This is a genomic window from Pedobacter sp. MR2016-24, assembly GCF_026239655.1.
In the GTDB taxonomy this organism is placed as follows: domain Bacteria; phylum Bacteroidota; class Bacteroidia; order Sphingobacteriales; family Sphingobacteriaceae; genus Pedobacter.
The window spans coordinates 53289-71470 of the sequence record NZ_JAPIVO010000001.1; the positions used below are offsets into that span (position 1 = coordinate 53289).

Genomic DNA, 18182 nt, shown 5'->3' on the forward strand with positions numbered 1-18182 from the left:
TGATTAAATCATTTTACAGTTCAGTTGCAGGATCCCAGAAATGCGCTTTAAAGCCCTGGATTTTATCCTCAATAATCACCAGCCCTTCATTCTCCAGTAATTGCTGCATCAGTGCGGGTGGACTGAAATGAAACTTGCCCGTCAGCAAACCATTTCTGTTTACCACTCTGTGTGCAGGTATCTTTGGAAGGATCCCGTGTGCATTATTCATGGCATAACCAACCAGTCGCGAGGAGCTGCCGGCACCAAGACTTTTTGCAATCGCACCGTAGGAGGTTACTCTCCCTTTTGGGATTAACCGTACAATTTCATACACCTGATCGTAAAATGAAGGTTCCATTAGACTAAAGAAAATTGTATATAGTTGATATTTTTATCTTGTTTGAGATAGATTCGCTCATAATGTGTTTTGATCTTCAACACTTCATCATAAAACTCAGAAGTATATAAATGATCCGTTTTTTTGTGGCAAACCAATCCCAGTTCTTCTACCTTTTCAACTGTATAAGCATATAAACCATCATTGTCTGTCTTCAGGTTAATCTTTGCCCCTGGTTTTAAAAAGGTTTTATATTTCGCCAGAAATCCCGGGAAAGTCAGCCTTTTTTTCTCCCGGCTGTCTTGTGGCTGCGGATCAGGAAACGTAATCCATATTTCATCAATCTCATCCTGATCAAAGTAATCCACAATATCTTCAATCTGAATTCTCAGGAAGGCCAGATTTTCGATCTGCTCATCTACACCAGTCCTGGCGCCCCTCCAGATCCTGTTTCCTTTTAAATCTATGCCAATAAAATTCTTTTCAGGAAAGGCCTTGGCCATGTTTACAGCATACTCCCCTTTTCCGCATGCCAGTTCAAGTACTACCGGATTGTTGTTTTTAAAATGTTCAGCAGCCCATTTTCCCTGTAATGGTTTACCTTCTTCCATCTGGTAAACGTTGTGAAAAGTATCTATTTCAGCAAATTTCCTTAATTTATCTTTACCCACTCTATTAAAATATTTTTACGCAAAAATACAATTAAATCTTCTCTTAGTGATGCTGGTTTCTAATTCGTATTTTTGTAGAAAAAAAGGAGGACATTGGAAAAGAATGCAAAAATTTACATCGCTGGCCACCGGGGAATGGTTGGTTCAGCCATATACCGTAAACTGGTTAAGGAAGGTTACTCGACAATCGTTACCAGAACTTCATCAGAATTGGATTTACGGGATCTACAGGCAGTTACAAACTTTTTCGACCTCGAAAAACCAGATTACGTTTTTCTTGCTGCGGCAAAGGTTGGAGGAATTATCGCTAACAACACTTACAGAGCCGATTTTCTTTACGAAAACCTTGCAATACAAAACAATGTCATCCATCAGGCATACAAACATGACGTAAAAAAACTAATGTTTTTAGGGTCCAGCTGTATCTACCCTAAAATGGCCCCGCAGCCCTTAAAGGAGGAGTACCTGCTGACCGGTTTACTGGAAGAGACAAATGAGCCTTATGCCATTGCCAAAATTGCTGGTATAAAAATGTGTGATGCTTACCGTGCACAATACGATTGTAATTTTATATCGGTAATGCCAACCAACTTGTATGGCTTCAATGATAATTACCATCCTCAAAACTCTCATGTATTACCGGCACTGATCCGTAAATTTCATGAAGCTAAAGAAAATGGTACTTCAGAAGTAACCGTATGGGGTTCAGGTTCACCTATGCGCGAATTTCTTTTTGCGGATGACCTTGCAGAAGCCTGTTATTTCCTGATGGAAAATTACAATGAGCCTAATCTGATCAACATTGGTACAGGTGAAGATCTGACCATTAAGGACCTTGCACTCCTGATCAAAAAAGTAGTCGGATTTGAAGGAACGCTGACTTTCGACAGTACTAAACCGGATGGCACACCCAGAAAATTAATGGATGTTTCCAAATTACACCAGCTTGGATGGAAACATAAAGTTGAACTGGAAGAAGGAATTGCACTGGCATACCAGGATTTCATAGCCAAAAATACATAATTACACGTTACTATAGCTAAAGTTTATATCTTTGAAAAAGAGAATAAACTTTAGCTATATGACTTTAGTACAACTGGAATATATTGTAGCGGTAGATACTTACAGAAGTTTTGTAGGTGCCGCAGAAAAGTGTTTTGTTACCCAGCCTACCCTGAGTATGCAGGTACAAAAACTGGAAGAGATGTTAAATGTGAAAATATTTGACAGAAGTAAACAGCCTGTAGTTCCAACGGAAATAGGCTCCCAGATTGTGGAGCAGGCACGCCTGGTTCTACAGGAAAGCCAGAAAATAAAAGAGATCATCAGTAGTCAGCAGCAGGATGTGGTTGGTGAACTTAAAGTAGGTATTATACCTACGGTAGCACCTTACCTGTTACCCCGGGTTATTTCTTCCATGATGGAAAAATATCCTGACCTTAAATTGCTGATCTGGGAATATACCACTGAAGATATCATTCATCACTTAAAAACAGGTGTGCTGGATTGCGGAATTCTGGCCACTCCCCTGGCAGATCCTGCGATTACGGAAATTCCGATGTATTACGAGAATTTCGTCACCTACCTCAGCAAGAACAGCAAACTTTTCAAAAAGAAAACCATTGATGCGAATGACCTTGAGGATGAAAATATCTGGCTGCTCAATGAAGGGCATTGCATGCGTTCCCAGGTGTTAAATATTTGCAGGTCTACAAAAGATAACCGTCTTCAGGGGCTTACGTATAATACCGGCAGCGTGGAAACCCTGATCAGGATGGTGGACGTGAACAACGGTGCAACGTTATTACCCGAGCTTGCACTTGCAGAGTTAACCGCAAAACAGCTGAGTAAAGTCCGCTCATTTAAATCCCCTGAACCGGTCAGGGAAATCAGTCTGGCTACCCACAAAAATTACATCAAAAAAAGAATGCTGAATGCACTCAGAGAAGAGATACTTGCTGTTATCCCAAAAGCAATGAAGCAGAAAAAGAAAAAAGACATAGTAGGGTTATAAAATAAGAAGGCCTGTAAACATGATGTCTACAGGCCTTCTTCATATGTAATCGCAGCGATTATCCTTTTGCTTTTTTGAAACGTTCAGCTACAGCATCCCAGTTTACCACATTCCAGAATGCAGCAATGTAATCAGGACGTTTGTTCTGATATTTCAGGTAGTAAGCGTGCTCCCATACGTCCATTCCTAAGATTGGAGTACCTTTAACTTCAGCAACATCCATTAACGGATTATCCTGGTTAGGTGTAGAAGAAACTACTAATTTATGATCGGCACCAACGCTTAACCAGGCCCATCCAGAACCAAAACGTGTTGTTCCGGCTTCAGCAAATTTAGTTTTGAAATCAGCAAAAGAACCGAAAGCAGATTTAATTGCTTCAGCTAATTCTCCTGTAGGCTCGCCGCCTTTGTTGTGTCCTAAAACTTCCCAGAATAGAGAGTGGTTATAGTGACCACCGCCATTATTTCTTACAGCTGCAGGGAACTTAGATATATTTTTGATGATTTCATCAATGCTTTGTGAAGCTTCAGGCTTACCTTCTAAAGCCTTGTTCAGGTTAGTAACGTAAGCTTGATGATGTTTATCATGGTGAATTTCCATGGTTTGTTTATCGATATGCGGTTCTAGTGCATCTGTTGCGTAAGGTAACGCAGGTAATTCAAAAGCCATTTGATTATGATTTAAGTTTAAAATATATTTCTCAGACAAATATAACATTCAAAGGTTAAGTTTTGTTCAATAGTTTGTCAACTTAACCGCGTTTATTTGCAAAGAACTGCTTCATCAAGGCCGCACATTCAACGGCCAGAACGCCACTTTTCAATATTGTTTTAGGGTGGAGCACCTGACTGCTTTTTTTAGTAAAGCCTCTTTTTTCTTCATCAGCTCCGTAAACAATCTTACCTATCTGCGTCCAGTAACTCGCACCAGCGCACATAATACAAGGCTCTATAGTCACATATAGCGTGCAATCTTTAAGGTATTTGCCCCCTAAAGTCTGACTTGCCGCGGTGAAAGCCTGCATTTCTGCATGTGCAGTTACATCATTCAACTGCTCTGTAAGGTTGTGCCCGCGACCAACAATACGACCATGACTTACAACTATAGCTCCGATAGGAATTTCATCGATTTTAAATGCTTTTTGCGCTTCCTGCAAAGCAATGCCCATAAAATATTCGTCCTCTTGTACGGGGTTCTTTTCTTCTGAAAAATTATAATAACTCATTTAGATCATTTTACTGCCGTTCGGCACATGACCATTCAAGGTCGTTAATACAATATCACCATTTTCATCCGCGAAACCTGTCACCAGAAACTCAGACATGAATTTACCGATCTGCTTCTTAGGAAAATTGACAACCCCAATAATTTGCTGCCCTATTAATTCCTCCGGCGTATAATGTTTAGTGATCTGTGCACTGCTCATTTTAATGCCCAGCCCGCCAAAATCTACCTTCAGTTTATATGCGGGTCTTCTTGCCTCAGGAAATAGTAAAACTTCAACAATCGTTCCTGCTCTTAACTCTACTTTCTCAAAATCATTCCAGCTAATTTCTTCCATTATTTCCTGTTTTAACAAACATGGCTAAAATTACAAATCTCATCGTAATAAAATCTCCTTTTTACCGAATCCCTTTTTATTACCTTTGCAGCATGATTGATGTTGTACTTAAGAAAGGCAAAGAAAAAGCCGCATTACAAAGACACCCATGGATATTCTCGGGAGCGATAGATAAAGTTAAAGGGACACCAGTAAATGGGGAAGTTGTTAAAGCTTATGCGGCTGATCAGACTTTTCTTGCTTATGGTTATTATAACAATCAATCAAGGGTAGCCATCAGACTCCTGGAGTGGGAAGAAGACCAGATAATCAATAAAGAGTGGTATCACCAGAAAATAAAAAATGCGATTGCTGCAAGGGCTCATGTATTGAATCATCAGGATACAGATACCTGCAGACTGGTATTTAGTGAAGCTGATTATCTTCCGGGATTGATTGTGGATAAATATGCGGACTTCCTTTCGCTGCAGATTCTCAGTGCAGGAATGGAGAATGCCAAGGCAGAAATTATTGAGATTTTAAGAGAAGAATTAAACCCGCTGGGAATTTTCGATAAAAGTGATGCCAATGCACGCACGCATGAGAACCTGGAGGTTTCACAAGGCTTACTTTGGGGCGAAAACCCTCCTGAGTTTGTTGAAGTAAAAGAAAATGGCGTTCGTTACCAGATCAATATTGCTGACGGACAAAAATCAGGTTTTTATTGTGACCAGCGGGACAACAGGGAAATCCTGGCCGCTTATACAAAGGGTAAAAATGTACTGGACTGCTTTTCTTACAGTGGAGGATTTACACTGAACAGTCTCAAAGTAGGCGCAGCACACGTCACCAGCGTTGACAGTTCTGCTTTAGCGCTGGAAACATTAAGTCATAATTTAGGCTTAAACGGTTTTGATACTGCGCAGCAAACCAGCATACAGTCAGACGTTAACAAACAATTACGTATCTTTAAGGAAGAAGGCAGGAAATTTGATATCATTGTGCTTGATCCGCCTAAGTATGCGCCTTCAAGGTCTGCGTTAGACCGAGCAGCGCGTGCATATAAAGACTTGAACAGGCTGGGTATGTTGTTGTTAGAAAGTGGTGGATTACTGGCTACATATTCATGTTCTGGTGCCGTGGATCTGGAGACATTCAAACAAATCATTGCCTGGGCTGCGTTAGATGCAGGAAAAGAAGTACAAATCATCAAACAGTTTCACCAGCCTGAAGATCACCCTGTAAGAATTTCCTTTCCTGAAGGCGAGTATCTGAAAGGTTTATTAGTAAGAGTTTTATAGTTCTCTTTGTAAGAAAGTATGCTAAAAAACGGTGCTGATGGCTAAAAAATTGCTTTGGTAAACTATTTACATAATTAATTTTATCCAGATGCTCGTTGCACAAAACATCAAGATTAGCAGAATACTCAGAGATACCTGGCAGGTAGACATCATTATGATTGTTTCCTGCACAGGAGCTTACCTGGTGAGGGAATTTTTAATTAAACACCATTTCGAAATACCGGCAATTATCCCTACAGTGCTGGGTACAGCCATTGCCTTTTTCGTGGGTTTCAATAATAACCAGGCTTATGACCGCTGGTGGGAAGCCCGCAAGGTATGGGGAGCACTGGTCAATGATTCCAGGTCATGGGCCAGATGTGTAATTGCATATATCTCACAACATGAATTGGAAAACAGCCAGTTTACCATCCTGAAAAACAGATTGGTTTGCCGGCATATTGCTTTTCTGTATGCACTGAAAGCTAATTTACGCGGTGCTGTAGATGAAACATATTCACAATACCTGGATGAAAAGGATATCAAAGAAATAAACGGTCATACCAACGTTCCTAATGCTATCCTTACCATCCAAACAAGGGAATTGCAGACCCTTAGTGCGTCTGGAATGATCGACGGTTTCCGTTTTATGGAGATGAACCAGTTGCTGGTCAAATTTACGGATGAGATGGGTATGTCTGAGCGCATCCAGAAAACGGTATTTCCGACTACCTATAATTACCTCACCAAGGTTTTTATCTGGTTGTTTGTCGTATCCCTGACGCTTGTTATTAGTCAGTATGCAGGTTTATGGTCCATCTTCCTGGGCTGGCTGGTTGGTTTTGTTTATGTTTCTACACAAAAAAACGGAATGAGTTTAGTCAATCCCTTCGAAAATAATTCTGCCTCAATCCCTTTAAATCAGATTACAAGGAACATAGAGATCAATCTGCTCGAAATGATCGGTGCCGATAAAATCCCTAAACCTATACAACCCATTAATGAAGAATATGTGCTTTAAGCACTATTCTTCTTCCTTGAAGAATACCTTGTAATAGTTCATCGCCTTATCGTCATCGAATCCCTTTTCGATCAGGTCCTTGTCGCCATGAATATAGATATGGAAGTTCTTATCCAGTTTTAACACACTCTTGAATGCGCTCGATTGTTTTTTAACGGCAGCACCGGAAATCTCAAATGCATCCTGAATAGGGGTGTCAAATTCTTCTTCATAACTTTTCTTGTAGTTTTTGAAAGATGCGATACCATCACTATTTCCAATCACTTCGTTGGAAAACTCATCCAAATCAAAGGTTTCTTTCTCTTTAAAGTACTTCATAGAGCGGTTTAACAGATCTATCTTATCTGCCTTGGAGATTTCATACTCCTCATCCATTTTCTCCGTAACAAAGCTCTTATAAACGCCCAGTACATTATTGGTCTGGTTGTAATTGTCGTTCCTTACTTTAAGCTTCAGGAATTCATCTTTCCAGTATACCGCCTCTGCACTGCGGTTGGTCTGATCGATCACTGCTACTTTAAAGCCTTCCTCTTTTTCAGTGTTGAAGATCAGGCAGCCTTTATCTAGTTTACTGATGTTGATGGCACCTTCTTCATAGCTTAAGCCAAATCCCGCTTGCTCCGGATAAACTTTAAGATAAGTCTCTTTAGTTTCCGATTTAAAAATACCTATAGCATCATGCAGATCTCCTTCAATCTGAACATTCTCAAAGTAAGCTACATAAAGCTCTCCTGCTTTAATTTTAGGGTGACTGGAAATTTCGAAGAGATACTTCGCTAGTTCCTGACTGTTTTTATGGAAGTGCTGCCCGTTTTCAAATATTTGCTCCACAAAATGATAGACCTCATTCAGGTTCAGATCATCATTGACATGGGTGAAGCGATAGATTTCATTTACTTTTTCATAAGGACTCAGGAAGTACTGGATCAGCAGATTTTTTAAGAACTCATCCTGGATCTGTAAAGAAGCTTCAGATAGTACATAAAATTCATCCTGCGACTTATTACCTATCCTGTGTATAGAAAGCTCTGCCAGAGACGCTTCGAAAAAAGTGATCATATTTGCCTTTGTTTAAATTATAGCGGCCGTAAAAATACTCCTTACGAATTGAATAATTAAACAATTGTGTATTTCCGGTATTATATTTTTTCCTCTTCTTTTGGACTGTTCCTCAGCTTTAATGGTGTCTTGGTATTTTTCTTCATTTTCAAATTAAGCATTTCCACCAGAATAGAGAAAGCCATCGCAAAATAGATATAACCTTTAGGAATATGCTGATCCAGACCTTCGGCCAACAAGGAAACACCGATCAGCAGCAGAAAAGATAGTGCAAGCATTTTTACCGTAGGGTGGTTATTCACGAAGGCACTGATTGCATTGGCCGAAACCATCATAATCAGTACGGCTATAATAACCGCAGCAATCATAATTTCCACATGTTCGGCCATACCTATGGCAGTGATTACAGAATCCAGAGAAAAAACGATATCCAATATCAGGATCTGAACAATTACTCCGGCAAACGAATGCACCTTAGCTTTGCCTTCTTCATCTTCTTCTCCCTCCAGTTTCAGATGTATTTCATGCGTGCTTTTATAGATCAGGAATAAGCCGCCCAAAATAAGAATCAGGTCTCTCCCCGAAATGGCCAGCTTCTCCAGCCACTCTTTATTATCAAGACTGATCCACGACCCTATATTGAACAGCGGAGAAGTTAAGCTCATTACCCAGCTTAAAGAAAGCAGCAACAGGATTCTGGTAATCATAGCCAGTCCAAGACCTAACTGCCTTGCCTTTTTTTGCTGATCTGCGGGAAGTTTACCAGAAAGAATAGAAATGAAAACAATGTTATCTATACCCAGAACAATTTCTAAAAGGGTAAGCGTTAACAGGGATATCCATGCTTCAGGGGTGGTAAAAAATTCCATATAAATTCTTGTATAATGGCTAAGATATAAAAAAAGCTTGCTGAATAATCAACAAGCTTTAGCTGTATTAAGTTTTACGTTTTTTACCTGAAGGTGAGGGATCCGTATTCAGTTTTAATACGGACATTTCCCGTCCCGCCATTCCCGATTTTACCGGTATAGTTTTTATTCGATGAATCATCACTATCCCCACTGATCCGGGCCTTTACATTTGATCCGTATTTGAATCCTCCGTAACTTCTCTGCACGGTAAAGTCGCCATGATAACTGTCATTAAAAGCCATTGCAATATCCACATACTCGGCGTCGATAGTCAAGTTCCTGCAGGACTGGCTGATTTCATTTATCGCCAGGTTGTTATAGCTCATATTGAAATTGCCATCTCCCCTTAAAGCACCGATAGTTACACCCGCATATTCAGAACGCAGGTTCAATTTTCCCGCAGATCCTATTTTCAATCCGTTATATTGCTGATCAATAGTTGCATTTCCTTTGATCGTACCAATCGTTGCAGTTGCATATTGAATATTCAGGTCTAGATTATTAACTGAGCCCACTTTGAGGCTTTCTCCATACTGCTGTCTGATCAGCGCATCTCCTTTGATGGTAGAAATAGCCACTTTAACATATTGTGCATCCAAGTCCAGCGTTCCAACAGTCCCTACTGTTAATCCGGCACCATATTGCTGTTTGATTACAGCGCGGTTCACTGAAATAATAGTAGTTTTACCATATTCCACAGCCACATAATTATTTGCAGATGATAAATTTCCGGCATTAAAATCACCGTACTGTACTTTTGCAGAGAGAGGTCCGTCATAATCTCCCATGATGACATTACCAAACTGCTGTGAAACAGTCAGTGGATTGCCTGAAGGAAGGTACACCACATAAACAATTTTAATTTCCCGTTTTTTGTTTCTGCCACCGCGCCTGCTCCCCTGACCAATTGATGTCCTGCAGGAAACAACGTCCCCATTTTTATCTGCAGTAATATTTACCTGTTCAATTAATTTCCGGGCTTCCCCGTCATTGTTGCTGTTAGCACTGACGGTAATATCTATTTTCACCTCTTTCCTGTCCCATGTTTTGATCAGTATGGAGCCAAATTGATTATTCAGATTGATCTTATCTGCACGGTCTACCGCAAATGTTTTGCTAAACTTCCTCACCTGCACAGGTTCATCTTCATCCTGCACATCCGTTTCCGCATCAATCACATCATTTTGCTTAATATTAACAGCATAATCAACATTAACCGGCACCCTGGCATCCACGTTCACTTGTGCTGCTGCACCACCAGACCAACACAGTGCAAGACCGAAAAATATTAAGTTTTTCATATACTGTTCTCCTTTTTATATTGACTTACTTCATTAATGATAGATAGCTGCTGACTCACTACTTGTAACTGAATTTCCAGGTTTTTAACCATGGCCTTGACAACCAGCTGCTGGTTTGGACTTGCAGGAAGTTCTTTCTTCAACTGATCATAAGCCAGTTCCAGTTTTTCCAGATCAGCACTAAACTTATGATACAGTTCCGGATTAGCTTTCGCAAAAATCTGCAGGCTATCACGTTTCTCTTCAATAAGCCCTGCAAATCTAAGCTGCTTTTGTGCATAGGATGGATTTACATCTGCCACAGTCATATGCTGCTGCTTTGCTGGCAAAAGGTAAACAAATGTAATCCCCAGCATAACAAGAACCGCAGCAGCGACACCAGCCCAAAGCCGCAGATCGATTACTGGTCTTGGTTTTTTTTTATTCAGCTCGGCATCTATCCTGTCCCATAACATACCCGAAGGCATGTCAGTATCAAATGCTTTCTTATTTTCCTTAATGAAATCTTCTAATTTAATACTCATCTCTTGCTCCTTTCTTTTCCATATTGTTTTTTAATTTCATTTTAGCCCTCATCAGTTGCGAACGTGAAGTGGCTTCAGTTATTTTGAGGATATGCGCAATTTCTTCATGATCATATCCCTCAAAAAGGTAAAGCGTCAGCACCACCCTGTACCCGTCAGGCAATAATCTTACCGCAGCTTTGATCTCCTCTACTCTGAGTATCAGGTCCTCGTCAGACCCCGCAATTTCATCTGGCAGGTCCACCCCGTCAATGCTTACAAATTCCGCTCTTCTTTTTCTTAAGCAGTTAATCGATTTATTAATTACAATCTGCTTAAGCCATAAGCCAAAAGTTGTGTCTCCTCTAAAATCAATTATTCTTGTAAACGCTTCCAGAAAAGCTTCCTGTAAAACATCCTCCGCTTCTGCCTCATGATTGACAATCCGTAGCGCAGCACTGTACATAGCACGCTCATACAACTTGTATAATTCAAATTGTGCTTTCCGGCTTCCTTTCCGGCAGTCGTTGACCAGTTCAATATTCTTGTCGATGTATACGGCTTCCAATGTTTTTCTTATTCGCTATAAATGACACTCAGCTTTTTAAAACGTTGCACCATAATGATAAAACTTTTGAATATACTAAGCTAAATCAACAAGGCTTTGAAATATATGGGTCAAAATCAATATTTTTGCGACTTAATCCGATTGATAATGTTAAGAACAACAACTTGCGGAGCACTAAACATTGAAAATTTAGGCGAAAGCGTTATACTGTGCGGTTGGGTACAGAAATCCAGAGATTTAGGAGGAATGACTTTTATAGACATCCGTGATCGCTATGGCATCACTCAGCTGGTTTTTAATATGGACGATAACCGTGAGTTATGTGAAATTGCGCGCAGCTTAGGCCGCGAATTTGTCATCAAAGCCAGCGGATTAGTAGTTGAGCGTTCAAATAAAAACCTTAAGATCCCTACAGGAGAAGTAGAAATTAAGATTACCGGCCTGGAGATATTAAACTCTTCAAAGATTCCTCCATTCATGATTGAGGATGAAACTGATGGAGGTGATGATTTACGTATGAAATACCGCTACCTGGATTTACGTAGAAACCCGGTAAGAAATAATATGGTACTGCGCCATAAAATGGCACAGGCGGTAAGAAGATACCTGGATGGACTGGATTTCATCGAGGTGGAAACCCCTGTCCTGATCAAATCAACCCCGGAAGGGGCGCGCGACTTTGTCGTTCCCAGCAGAATGAACGCCGGCGAATTTTATGCATTACCGCAATCGCCGCAAACATTTAAGCAATTGCTGATGGTGTCGGGATTTGACCGCTATTTCCAGATCGTAAAATGTTTCAGAGATGAAGACCTACGTGCAGACAGACAGCCTGAATTTACACAGATCGATTGTGAGATGTCTTTTATTGAACAGGAAGATATCCTCAATACCTTCGAAGGCCTGATCCGTACTTTGTTTAAAGAAGTAAAGGACTTTGATTTGCCTGAGGTGCCCAGAATGCAATATGCTGACGCCATGCGCTGGTATGGTTCAGATAAACCTGATACACGTTTCGAGATGAGATTTGTAGAATTGAATGATATTGTAAAAGGACAGAACTTCCCGGTATTTGATAACGCGGAATTAGTTATAGGCATCAATGCGAAGGGCTGTGCGCATTATACACGCAAACAGCTGGATGAGCTGACTGACTTTATTAAACGCCCGCAAATTGGCGCTACAGGCTTAATTTACTGCAGACATAATGATGATGGTACGATAAAGTCCTCAGTAGATAAATTCTACAGTGAGACTGAGCTGCAGAAATGGTCTGAAGCCCTGCAATCTGAGCCAGGCGATTTACTTTTATTAATGGCTGGAACAAAAGATAAGGTACGCAAACAATTAAGTGAACTGCGCCTTGAAATGGGTACCAGACTTGGCCTGCGTGATAAAAATATATTCAGTGCACTATGGGTATTGGACTTTCCATTACTGGAATGGGATGAAGAATCAGAACGCTACCATGCAATGCACCACCCTTTCACCTCTCCAAAACCAGAAGACATCGCACTCTTGGATACCCATCCCGGAGATGTGAGGGCTAATGCTTATGATATGGTGGTAAATGGTACTGAAATTGGCGGAGGCTCCATTCGTATCCACGACAGAACCTTACAGGCACTGATGTTCAAACACCTTGGTTTTTCTACAGAAGAAGCACAAAAACAGTTTGGCTTCCTGATGGATGCGTTTGAATTCGGCGCACCGCCGCATGGTGGCATTGCTTTTGGTTTTGACAGGCTATGTTCAATATTTGCTGGTCTGGATAGCATCAGGGATGTAATTGCTTTCCCTAAGAACAATTCTGGAAGGGATGTAATGATTGACAGTCCTTCTACAATTGACGAGAAGCAATTGAAAGAACTGAAAATAAAGACAAATTTATAAATCATAAAAAAAGGAAGCTATTAGGCTTCCTTTTTTTATATAAGATTTAATAGGTCTCACTATCCGGAGGTATACCATAATCGACATACACACCAGCTTTCTCTTTCTTCTTTTTTGAACCAAATAACCCTTTTACTGAGTTAAATATTGCAGATAAATGTTCTGCATCAAGTGTCTTCCCAACTTTGCTTGTCGCCAGGCCTACCAGTGTTTTGGTAATAAAACCAGATCCTCTGAACAGCGTACTGTTCATCAGTACAGGAAGGACAAATGACATCAGCTTACTGCTGATATTCAGCTTGTCATCTACCTTTAGCAGGGAGGAAGGCGTTGCGTATTTTTTGATCAGGTTGCCAGGGGTAAACTGTTTAGCATAAGTCTTCACGTCATCTTTAATGACTACTTCCTGCATCTTATAATCCACTTTAAGACTAAGCATTTTTGCCTGCAGATCATTCAGGTTTTTGATATTATACTTTTTGCTCATCTTCTTCCTCCTCCTCTTCTAGTTTATTGAAATATTTTCTGATAGTGAAGTTAACGATAGCTTTTTCAATGAATTTATCTTTAGCAAGAAAAACAACAACTGCAATCAGGAGATAAATCAGAGCGACTACACCAAAACCTGCTGTAGCACTATTCAATACTGAAGCCAGATAAAGTGCCAGTGTAATTGTTCCCAGCAGGAAAGCAAGTACAAAGCATACCACTACCACTGCAGTGGTTACGATGTCCGCAAATAATTTAGATGCCCGCTTTATAAAGAATAACCGGGTATATTCCACCCGTGTATCCAGATAAGTTTTGGCTTCTGAGATTATTTCCTCAAAATTCTTTTCTTTCTTCTCCTCCATTGGTATTGTTTTTAGCTTTTTTTGTCTTAAAATCTAGGCGTGCTCAACATCGTCAGCAAACTCATCTTCAGTCTCATGAAGCTTACTTTTTACCGAACCTACCACTTTATCTTTCATAGCAGTAAGGTTTTCAATTTCTTCAGCAGCTCTGTCTTTAATAGAATCCCCAAGGTCTTTTAAAGACTGACTTAATCTATCGCGCGTTTCACTTCCCTTTTCCGGAGCAAACAGCAAACCTAATGCAGCACCTGCAGCTAAACCAGTTAAGAGACCAATTAATACTTTTGAATTATCGTTCATGACTTTAGTTTTTATGTGTAAAATAATATGTAAAAAAGTAATTTGCGCTTTTGTTACTGATGATTATAACTCTTCTGTATCAGAAATTGTTTTAATTCTTTCCAATCTTTCCGAAGCCATTGCACTGGTTTCATAAATTTTGATCAGCAGAATAAAATACGACAACAACAGGGGACCAAACACCAGACCCAATATACCAAATAAGGGAATACCAATAACTACACCAATCACAGTAATGATTGGATGGATATTGCCCACCCTTTTCGCAATCATAAACCTGATTACATTGTCTATGTTAATGATGACCACGAAGCCAAATACCAGCATTGCCCAGCCTGCAAAATTATTACCGTCCGCAATCTGCAACAGCGCAGCAGGCACAAATATAACTGGCGGCCCGAGAATGGGTACAAAAGAAATAAATGTTGTAATTACTCCCCAGAAAACAGGATCCTTATAGCCCAGAACAAAAAAAGAGAGGCTCACCAATGATCCCTGTACCAGCGCAATAAAACCCTGCCCAATTACATTGGCATAGGTTGTATTTCTCATCTCTTCGCCAAAGCGCTGCGCATTTTGCGTTCTGAACGGTGCGTACTTAATCAATGCTGCTTCGAAACGTTCGTTTTCCACTAGCATGAAATATAATAGGAAATACATCAGCAAGAGTCCGAGTACGATATTAAAGGCCCCGGAGATCAGCGAAGGAAATAATTCCGTAGCCCATTCACCGGCCTTTTTTAATCCCTCTTCTATTAAGTGCTGTGAATTTGTTCCTACCGGAATAAGATGTTTGACTTTAAAAATAAGGTTACTGAAGTAAATATGATCATTTTGTAATTCTGCAATCTTTTGCAAAACCATGGTGCTTAAAGCATAAAATGGCAGAATAATCAGGATAACGGAAACAAACAGTAACAATACCGCAGCAAAGCTCCTGTTTAACTTTTTCTCTTCTACTAGAAAAAGAAAAACAGGTCTTAGAATAGTATACATAACCAGCGTACTCAGTATAGATCCAAAGATCCCCTGAAGCGAATAAGCAATCACACAACCTAGAGCAATGATAATCACCAGGTTAATTGTATTCCGCTGCTTATACGTAAAAATCGACATAAAAACGTCTAGGTGTCCAGATTTATCGCTTTCATTTTATTATAAAGGGTCTTTCTGTCAATATTCAGAATTTTTGCAGCCTTTGTCTTGTTGAAGTTTACTTCTCTGAGAACTTTCAGAATAGCATCATACTCTGCCTCTGAAGCCGCATTTTTAAGATCCCTGGATTTCTCCGGATTACGGTGAATCGTATTTTCTATAGCGGTCACTTTAGCATCCGTTGAGATTTCTAATGGCAGCGCCTTCAGTTGAATTTCATCAGATTCAGTGAGCAATGTAGCCCGTCTAACCACATTCTTTAACTCACGGACATTTCCCGGCCAGTTATAGGTAAGGAAACATTCTTCCACATCTTTCGAGAATCCCTGTACATTTCTGCCCAGCTCTTCATTGGCAAAATCAAGAAAGTTCCTGGCAAAGATCATGATATCCTTTCCTCTCTGGCTCAATGGCGGCAGAATGATCGAAAATTCATTAAAACGGTGGTACAAATCCTCTCTGAACCTTCCTTTTTGTATTGCCGTACCCAGATTCTCATTTGTAGCAACAATGATCCGTACATCCAGATCAATCTCTTTGGTACTTCCGATCCTTTTAATCTTCCGCTCCTGAACCGTTCTTAAAAGTGCTGCCTGAATTTCGTAAGAGAGGTTACCTACTTCATCAAGAAATAAGGTACCTCCGTTGGCCATTTCAAAATGTCCGATTTTTGTATTCAGCGCACCAGTAAAGGAACCCTTCTCATGTCCGAAAAACTCACTTCCTGCTAATTCCTTTGTTAAAGAACCGCAGTCCATTGCCACAAAAGGATTATCTTTTCTCGGACTATTTAAATGTATCGCTTTGGCAACAGATTCTTTCCCTGTTCCGCTCTCCCCGGTAAGAATAACACTGTAAGTAGTAGGCGCAACCAGTTGAATCTGTTTCAATAATTCTTTTGAAGCCTGACTTTGTCCGGCAACAAAATTCTCCACCTGAGTATACGCAGGTTTTGCAGCCTTTACTTTCGGTGCTTCCTGTCTGCTATGGCTTTCTGCAAAAGCATCATTCAACGCTACCTGTGTATCAATAGCCTTATTAATTGTATTTAAAATTTCATCCGGATATAAAGGCTTGGTGATATAATCGTAAGCACCAAGTTTGATCAGCTCTACTGCAAGCTTAATATCTGAATAACCTGTAATTATAATTACGCCGGTAAGCGGATAGCTCTCTTTGATTTTAATAAGCATTTCCTTGCCATCGGTGTCTTCAAGCCTGTAATCACATAACACCAGATCATAAGTGTCCTTTGCGAGATAGTCGAGCGCAGACAAACCACTTGTAGCAGTGTTAACCGTGAAACCATTTCTTGTTAAGAATTTTGACAGCAATAGCCCTATATTAACTTCATCATCTACTATTAATATCCTTTTCATATTTGGCACCTAATTCTGAAAACCTAATCAGATGATAAATATAAAGAAATATTTTATATGGGAAATAATTTCTACAGTTTTAAGTCAAATTTCCCCTTTTTTATTTAAAATAGATTAAAAAATGACCTAAAGGCAATAACCTGATCATAAAATAGTACGCTTGGAGAAAGCTTGATATTAGCCTAATGTTAAGCGCCTTTAAAATCTGCTTTACGTTTCTCCAAAAAGGCAGTCACCCCTTCTTTGAAATCTGCTGTTCCAAAACACTTGCCAAATTCTTCAATTTCCACCTCGAATCCGTCTGCAGCAATTGCTCCGGCTGCGTTGACTGCTCTGATTGCAGCAGCTACGGCAAGCGGCCCTCTCATTTTTATTTTATTCAGAATTTCTTCTGCCTTTCCCATTACTTCGCTAGGCAATACCACGTAATTGACCAGTCCTATCCGTTCCGCCTTTTCTGCAGAGATCATATCAGCAGTGGCAATCATTTCAATCGCCCTTCCTTTTCCAACCAATGCAGTTAAACGCTGGGTACCGCCATAACCCGGAATCAATCCTAAGGAAACTTCTGGTAATCCCATTTTCGCAGTATCCGCGGCCACCCGTATATGGCAGGCCATGGCCAGTTCCAGCCCACCACCCAATGCAAATCCATTGATTGCGGCAACCACTGGCTTCGGACAATTTTCGATGGCATCAAAAACAGTTACATGCCCGTTTCTTGCTAAAGCTTCACCCTGATCTGTGGTATAACTGGAAAATTCAGATATATCTGCCCCTGCCACGAAAGCCTTTTCTCCTGCACCCGTTAAAATTACGCCTTTCACTTCTTTTTCCGTAGATGCGAATGCAAAAACATCGGCCAGCTCAATTAAAGTATCTTTATTTAATGCGTTTAATTTCTGTTCACGGTTAATCGTGATATAAAGCAGGTTATTTTTAAGTTCTGATAAAATGTTCTGATAAGTCATGATTTAGAATTGTCGATGTTCAAAAACCCATTCCTGGATATAATTTACGATAGTTTGCATGGTGGTACCCGGAGCGAACAATGCGCCGACACCAATTTTATGAAGCTGATCCATATCGGCTTCCGGGATGATTCCGCCACCGGTCAGTAATACATTGCTGAGCTGTTTTTCTTTCATGATGTCAACAATTTTCGGAAAGACGGTCATATGTGCACCTGAGAGGATGGAAATACCTATTGCATCAACATCTTCCTGCAATGCCGTATTCACTACCATTTCAGGAGTTTGACGTAATCCTGTGTAAATCACCTCCATACCTGCATCTCTCAGGGAAGTGGCAATCACTTTTGCTCCTCTGTCATGCCCGTCTAATCCTACTTTGGCTACTAAAACACGAATTGGTCTATTTAATGTTTTGCTCATAAATTATACCGGTAGTAGA

Annotated in this window: 22 protein-coding genes; 5 read left to right on the top strand and 17 right to left on the bottom strand. The window is 40.2% G+C overall.

Annotated features, from left to right (window positions below; genetic code table 11):
* Positions 1-13: 13 nt before the first annotated feature.
* Together OQX62_RS00230 and trmB are read right to left on the bottom strand one after the other, a co-directional pair.
* Positions 14-340 (bottom strand): MGMT family protein, encoded by a 327-nt coding sequence (locus OQX62_RS00230; RefSeq protein ID WP_265829256.1) that lies wholly within the window; start codon positions 338-340, stop codon positions 14-16.
* Positions 340-990 carry a tRNA (guanosine(46)-N7)-methyltransferase TrmB gene (trmB, locus tag OQX62_RS00235; RefSeq protein ID WP_265829258.1) on the bottom strand — a complete coding sequence of 217 codons (651 nt, stop codon included), beginning with the start codon at positions 988-990 and terminating at the stop codon, positions 340-342. Before trmB ends, OQX62_RS00230 begins: the two co-directional genes overlap by 1 nt.
* A 93-nt stretch (positions 991-1083) precedes the next feature.
* Here trmB and fcl point away from each other — a divergent pair, with 93 nt between their 5' ends.
* A complete protein-coding gene (fcl, locus tag OQX62_RS00240; RefSeq protein ID WP_265829259.1) occupies positions 1084-2013 on the top strand; it encodes a GDP-L-fucose synthase in 930 nt (309 codons plus the stop codon).
* Between the two features lie 58 nt (positions 2014-2071).
* Positions 2072-3004: a hydrogen peroxide-inducible genes activator gene (locus OQX62_RS00245; protein WP_265829261.1), complete on the top strand. Its 933-nt coding sequence runs from the start codon at positions 2072-2074 to the stop codon at positions 3002-3004.
* A gap of 58 nt (positions 3005-3062) precedes the next feature.
* On the opposite strand, the gene OQX62_RS00250 is transcribed toward OQX62_RS00245, so the two are convergent.
* The 3 genes from OQX62_RS00250 to OQX62_RS00260 all read right to left on the bottom strand — a co-directional run bounded on the left by OQX62_RS00250 (position 3063) and on the right by OQX62_RS00260 (position 4566).
* Entirely contained in the window at positions 3063-3674 is a 612-nt protein-coding gene (locus OQX62_RS00250) for a superoxide dismutase (protein ID WP_265829263.1), read from the bottom strand.
* Positions 3675-3756: 82 nt separating this feature from the next.
* Positions 3757-4230, bottom strand: a complete 474-nt coding sequence (locus OQX62_RS00255) for a nucleoside deaminase (RefSeq protein ID WP_265829264.1) — start codon at positions 4228-4230, stop codon at positions 3757-3759.
* Positions 4231-4566 carry a tRNA-binding protein gene (locus OQX62_RS00260; protein ID WP_265829265.1) on the bottom strand — a complete coding sequence of 112 codons (336 nt, stop codon included), beginning with the start codon at positions 4564-4566 and terminating at the stop codon, positions 4231-4233.
* 92 nt (positions 4567-4658) lie between these two features.
* Between OQX62_RS00260 and OQX62_RS00265 the strand changes: the two genes are divergently transcribed.
* The gene (locus OQX62_RS00265; RefSeq protein ID WP_265829266.1) at positions 4659-5846 is read left to right on the top strand and encodes a class I SAM-dependent rRNA methyltransferase; all 1188 of its coding nucleotides are present in this window, start codon (positions 4659-4661) and stop codon (positions 5844-5846) included.
* An 88-nt stretch (positions 5847-5934) separates the two neighbouring features.
* The gene (locus OQX62_RS00270; protein WP_265829267.1) at positions 5935-6846 is read left to right on the top strand and encodes a bestrophin family protein; all 912 of its coding nucleotides are present in this window, start codon (positions 5935-5937) and stop codon (positions 6844-6846) included.
* Positions 6847-6849: 3 nt separating this feature from the next.
* Here the strand turns inward: OQX62_RS00270 and OQX62_RS00275 are convergent, their stop codons facing one another.
* From OQX62_RS00275 to OQX62_RS00295, 5 genes are all read right to left on the bottom strand, one after another.
* The gene (locus OQX62_RS00275) at positions 6850-7905 is read right to left on the bottom strand and encodes a nucleoid-associated protein (protein WP_265829268.1); all 1056 of its coding nucleotides are present in this window, start codon (positions 7903-7905) and stop codon (positions 6850-6852) included.
* Between the two features lie 80 nt (positions 7906-7985).
* Positions 7986-8774, bottom strand: coding sequence for a TerC family protein (locus OQX62_RS00280; RefSeq protein WP_265829269.1), 789 nt, complete (start codon positions 8772-8774; stop codon positions 7986-7988).
* Positions 8775-8857: 83 nt separating this feature from the next.
* Complete coding sequence (locus tag OQX62_RS00285) at positions 8858-10117, bottom strand: hypothetical protein (protein WP_265829270.1); 1260 nt, start codon at positions 10115-10117, stop codon at positions 8858-8860.
* A complete protein-coding gene (locus OQX62_RS00290; RefSeq protein WP_265829271.1) occupies positions 10114-10641 on the bottom strand; it encodes a hypothetical protein in 528 nt (175 codons plus the stop codon). Before OQX62_RS00290 ends, OQX62_RS00285 begins: the two co-directional genes overlap by 4 nt.
* Positions 10631-11188 (bottom strand): RNA polymerase sigma factor, encoded by a 558-nt coding sequence (locus tag OQX62_RS00295; RefSeq protein WP_265829272.1) that lies wholly within the window; start codon positions 11186-11188, stop codon positions 10631-10633. The genes OQX62_RS00290 and OQX62_RS00295 overlap by 11 nt, the downstream gene beginning before the upstream one ends.
* Positions 11189-11335: 147 nt before the next feature.
* Between OQX62_RS00295 and aspS the strand changes: the two genes are divergently transcribed.
* The gene (gene aspS / locus OQX62_RS00300) at positions 11336-13081 is read left to right on the top strand and encodes an aspartate--tRNA ligase (RefSeq protein WP_265829273.1); all 1746 of its coding nucleotides are present in this window, start codon (positions 11336-11338) and stop codon (positions 13079-13081) included.
* 46 nt (positions 13082-13127) lie between these two features.
* On the opposite strand, the gene OQX62_RS00305 is transcribed toward aspS, so the two are convergent.
* The 7 genes from OQX62_RS00305 to OQX62_RS00335 form a co-directional block, all read right to left on the bottom strand.
* On the bottom strand, positions 13128-13568 hold the full coding sequence (locus OQX62_RS00305; protein ID WP_265829274.1) for a hypothetical protein: 441 nt from the start codon (positions 13566-13568) through the stop codon (positions 13128-13130).
* On the bottom strand, positions 13552-13935 hold the full coding sequence (locus OQX62_RS00310) for a phage holin family protein (RefSeq protein ID WP_265829275.1): 384 nt from the start codon (positions 13933-13935) through the stop codon (positions 13552-13554). Before OQX62_RS00310 ends, OQX62_RS00305 begins: the two co-directional genes overlap by 17 nt.
* A gap of 33 nt (positions 13936-13968) precedes the next feature.
* Positions 13969-14235: a YtxH domain-containing protein gene (locus OQX62_RS00315; protein WP_265829276.1), complete on the bottom strand. Its 267-nt coding sequence runs from the start codon at positions 14233-14235 to the stop codon at positions 13969-13971.
* A gap of 63 nt (positions 14236-14298) precedes the next feature.
* Entirely contained in the window at positions 14299-15351 is a 1053-nt protein-coding gene (locus tag OQX62_RS00320) for an AI-2E family transporter (RefSeq protein WP_265829277.1), read from the bottom strand.
* Positions 15352-15359: 8 nt separating this feature from the next.
* Entirely contained in the window at positions 15360-16769 is a 1410-nt protein-coding gene (locus tag OQX62_RS00325) for a sigma-54-dependent transcriptional regulator (protein ID WP_265829279.1), read from the bottom strand.
* A gap of 188 nt (positions 16770-16957) precedes the next feature.
* Positions 16958-17740: an enoyl-CoA hydratase/isomerase family protein gene (locus OQX62_RS00330; protein WP_265829280.1), complete on the bottom strand. Its 783-nt coding sequence runs from the start codon at positions 17738-17740 to the stop codon at positions 16958-16960.
* Positions 17741-17743: 3 nt separating this feature from the next.
* Entirely contained in the window at positions 17744-18163 is a 420-nt protein-coding gene (locus OQX62_RS00335) for a cobalamin B12-binding domain-containing protein (protein ID WP_265829281.1), read from the bottom strand.
* Between the last annotated feature and the right edge of the window lie 19 nt (positions 18164-18182).

Coding starts and splice junctions, on each gene's coding strand:
- OQX62_RS00230 (WP_265829256.1), bottom strand. CDS start 340: ATGGAACCTTCATTTTACGATCAGGTGTATGAAATTGTACGGTTAATC.
- OQX62_RS00245 (WP_265829261.1), top strand. CDS start 2,072: ATGACTTTAGTACAACTGGAATATATTGTAGCGGTAGATACTTACAGA.
- OQX62_RS00250 (WP_265829263.1), bottom strand. CDS start 3,674: ATGGCTTTTGAATTACCTGCGTTACCTTACGCAACAGATGCACTAGAA.
- OQX62_RS00255 (WP_265829264.1), bottom strand. CDS start 4,230: ATGAGTTATTATAATTTTTCAGAAGAAAAGAACCCCGTACAAGAGGAC.
- OQX62_RS00260 (WP_265829265.1), bottom strand. CDS start 4,566: ATGGAAGAAATTAGCTGGAATGATTTTGAGAAAGTAGAGTTAAGAGCA.
- OQX62_RS00265 (WP_265829266.1), top strand. CDS start 4,659: ATGATTGATGTTGTACTTAAGAAAGGCAAAGAAAAAGCCGCATTACAA.
- OQX62_RS00270 (WP_265829267.1), top strand. CDS start 5,935: ATGCTCGTTGCACAAAACATCAAGATTAGCAGAATACTCAGAGATACC.
- OQX62_RS00275 (WP_265829268.1), bottom strand. CDS start 7,905: ATGATCACTTTTTTCGAAGCGTCTCTGGCAGAGCTTTCTATACACAGG.
- OQX62_RS00280 (WP_265829269.1), bottom strand. CDS start 8,774: ATGGAATTTTTTACCACCCCTGAAGCATGGATATCCCTGTTAACGCTT.
- OQX62_RS00285 (WP_265829270.1), bottom strand. CDS start 10,117: ATGAAAAACTTAATATTTTTCGGTCTTGCACTGTGTTGGTCTGGTGGT.
- OQX62_RS00290 (WP_265829271.1), bottom strand. CDS start 10,641: ATGAGTATTAAATTAGAAGATTTCATTAAGGAAAATAAGAAAGCATTT.
- aspS (WP_265829273.1), top strand. CDS start 11,336: ATGTTAAGAACAACAACTTGCGGAGCACTAAACATTGAAAATTTAGGC.
- OQX62_RS00305 (WP_265829274.1), bottom strand. CDS start 13,568: ATGAGCAAAAAGTATAATATCAAAAACCTGAATGATCTGCAGGCAAAA.
- OQX62_RS00310 (WP_265829275.1), bottom strand. CDS start 13,935: ATGGAGGAGAAGAAAGAAAAGAATTTTGAGGAAATAATCTCAGAAGCC.
- OQX62_RS00315 (WP_265829276.1), bottom strand. CDS start 14,235: ATGAACGATAATTCAAAAGTATTAATTGGTCTCTTAACTGGTTTAGCT.
- OQX62_RS00320 (WP_265829277.1), bottom strand. CDS start 15,351: ATGTCGATTTTTACGTATAAGCAGCGGAATACAATTAACCTGGTGATT.
- OQX62_RS00325 (WP_265829279.1), bottom strand. CDS start 16,769: ATGAAAAGGATATTAATAGTAGATGATGAAGTTAATATAGGGCTATTG.
- OQX62_RS00330 (WP_265829280.1), bottom strand. CDS start 17,740: ATGACTTATCAGAACATTTTATCAGAACTTAAAAATAACCTGCTTTAT.
- OQX62_RS00335 (WP_265829281.1), bottom strand. CDS start 18,163: ATGAGCAAAACATTAAATAGACCAATTCGTGTTTTAGTAGCCAAAGTA.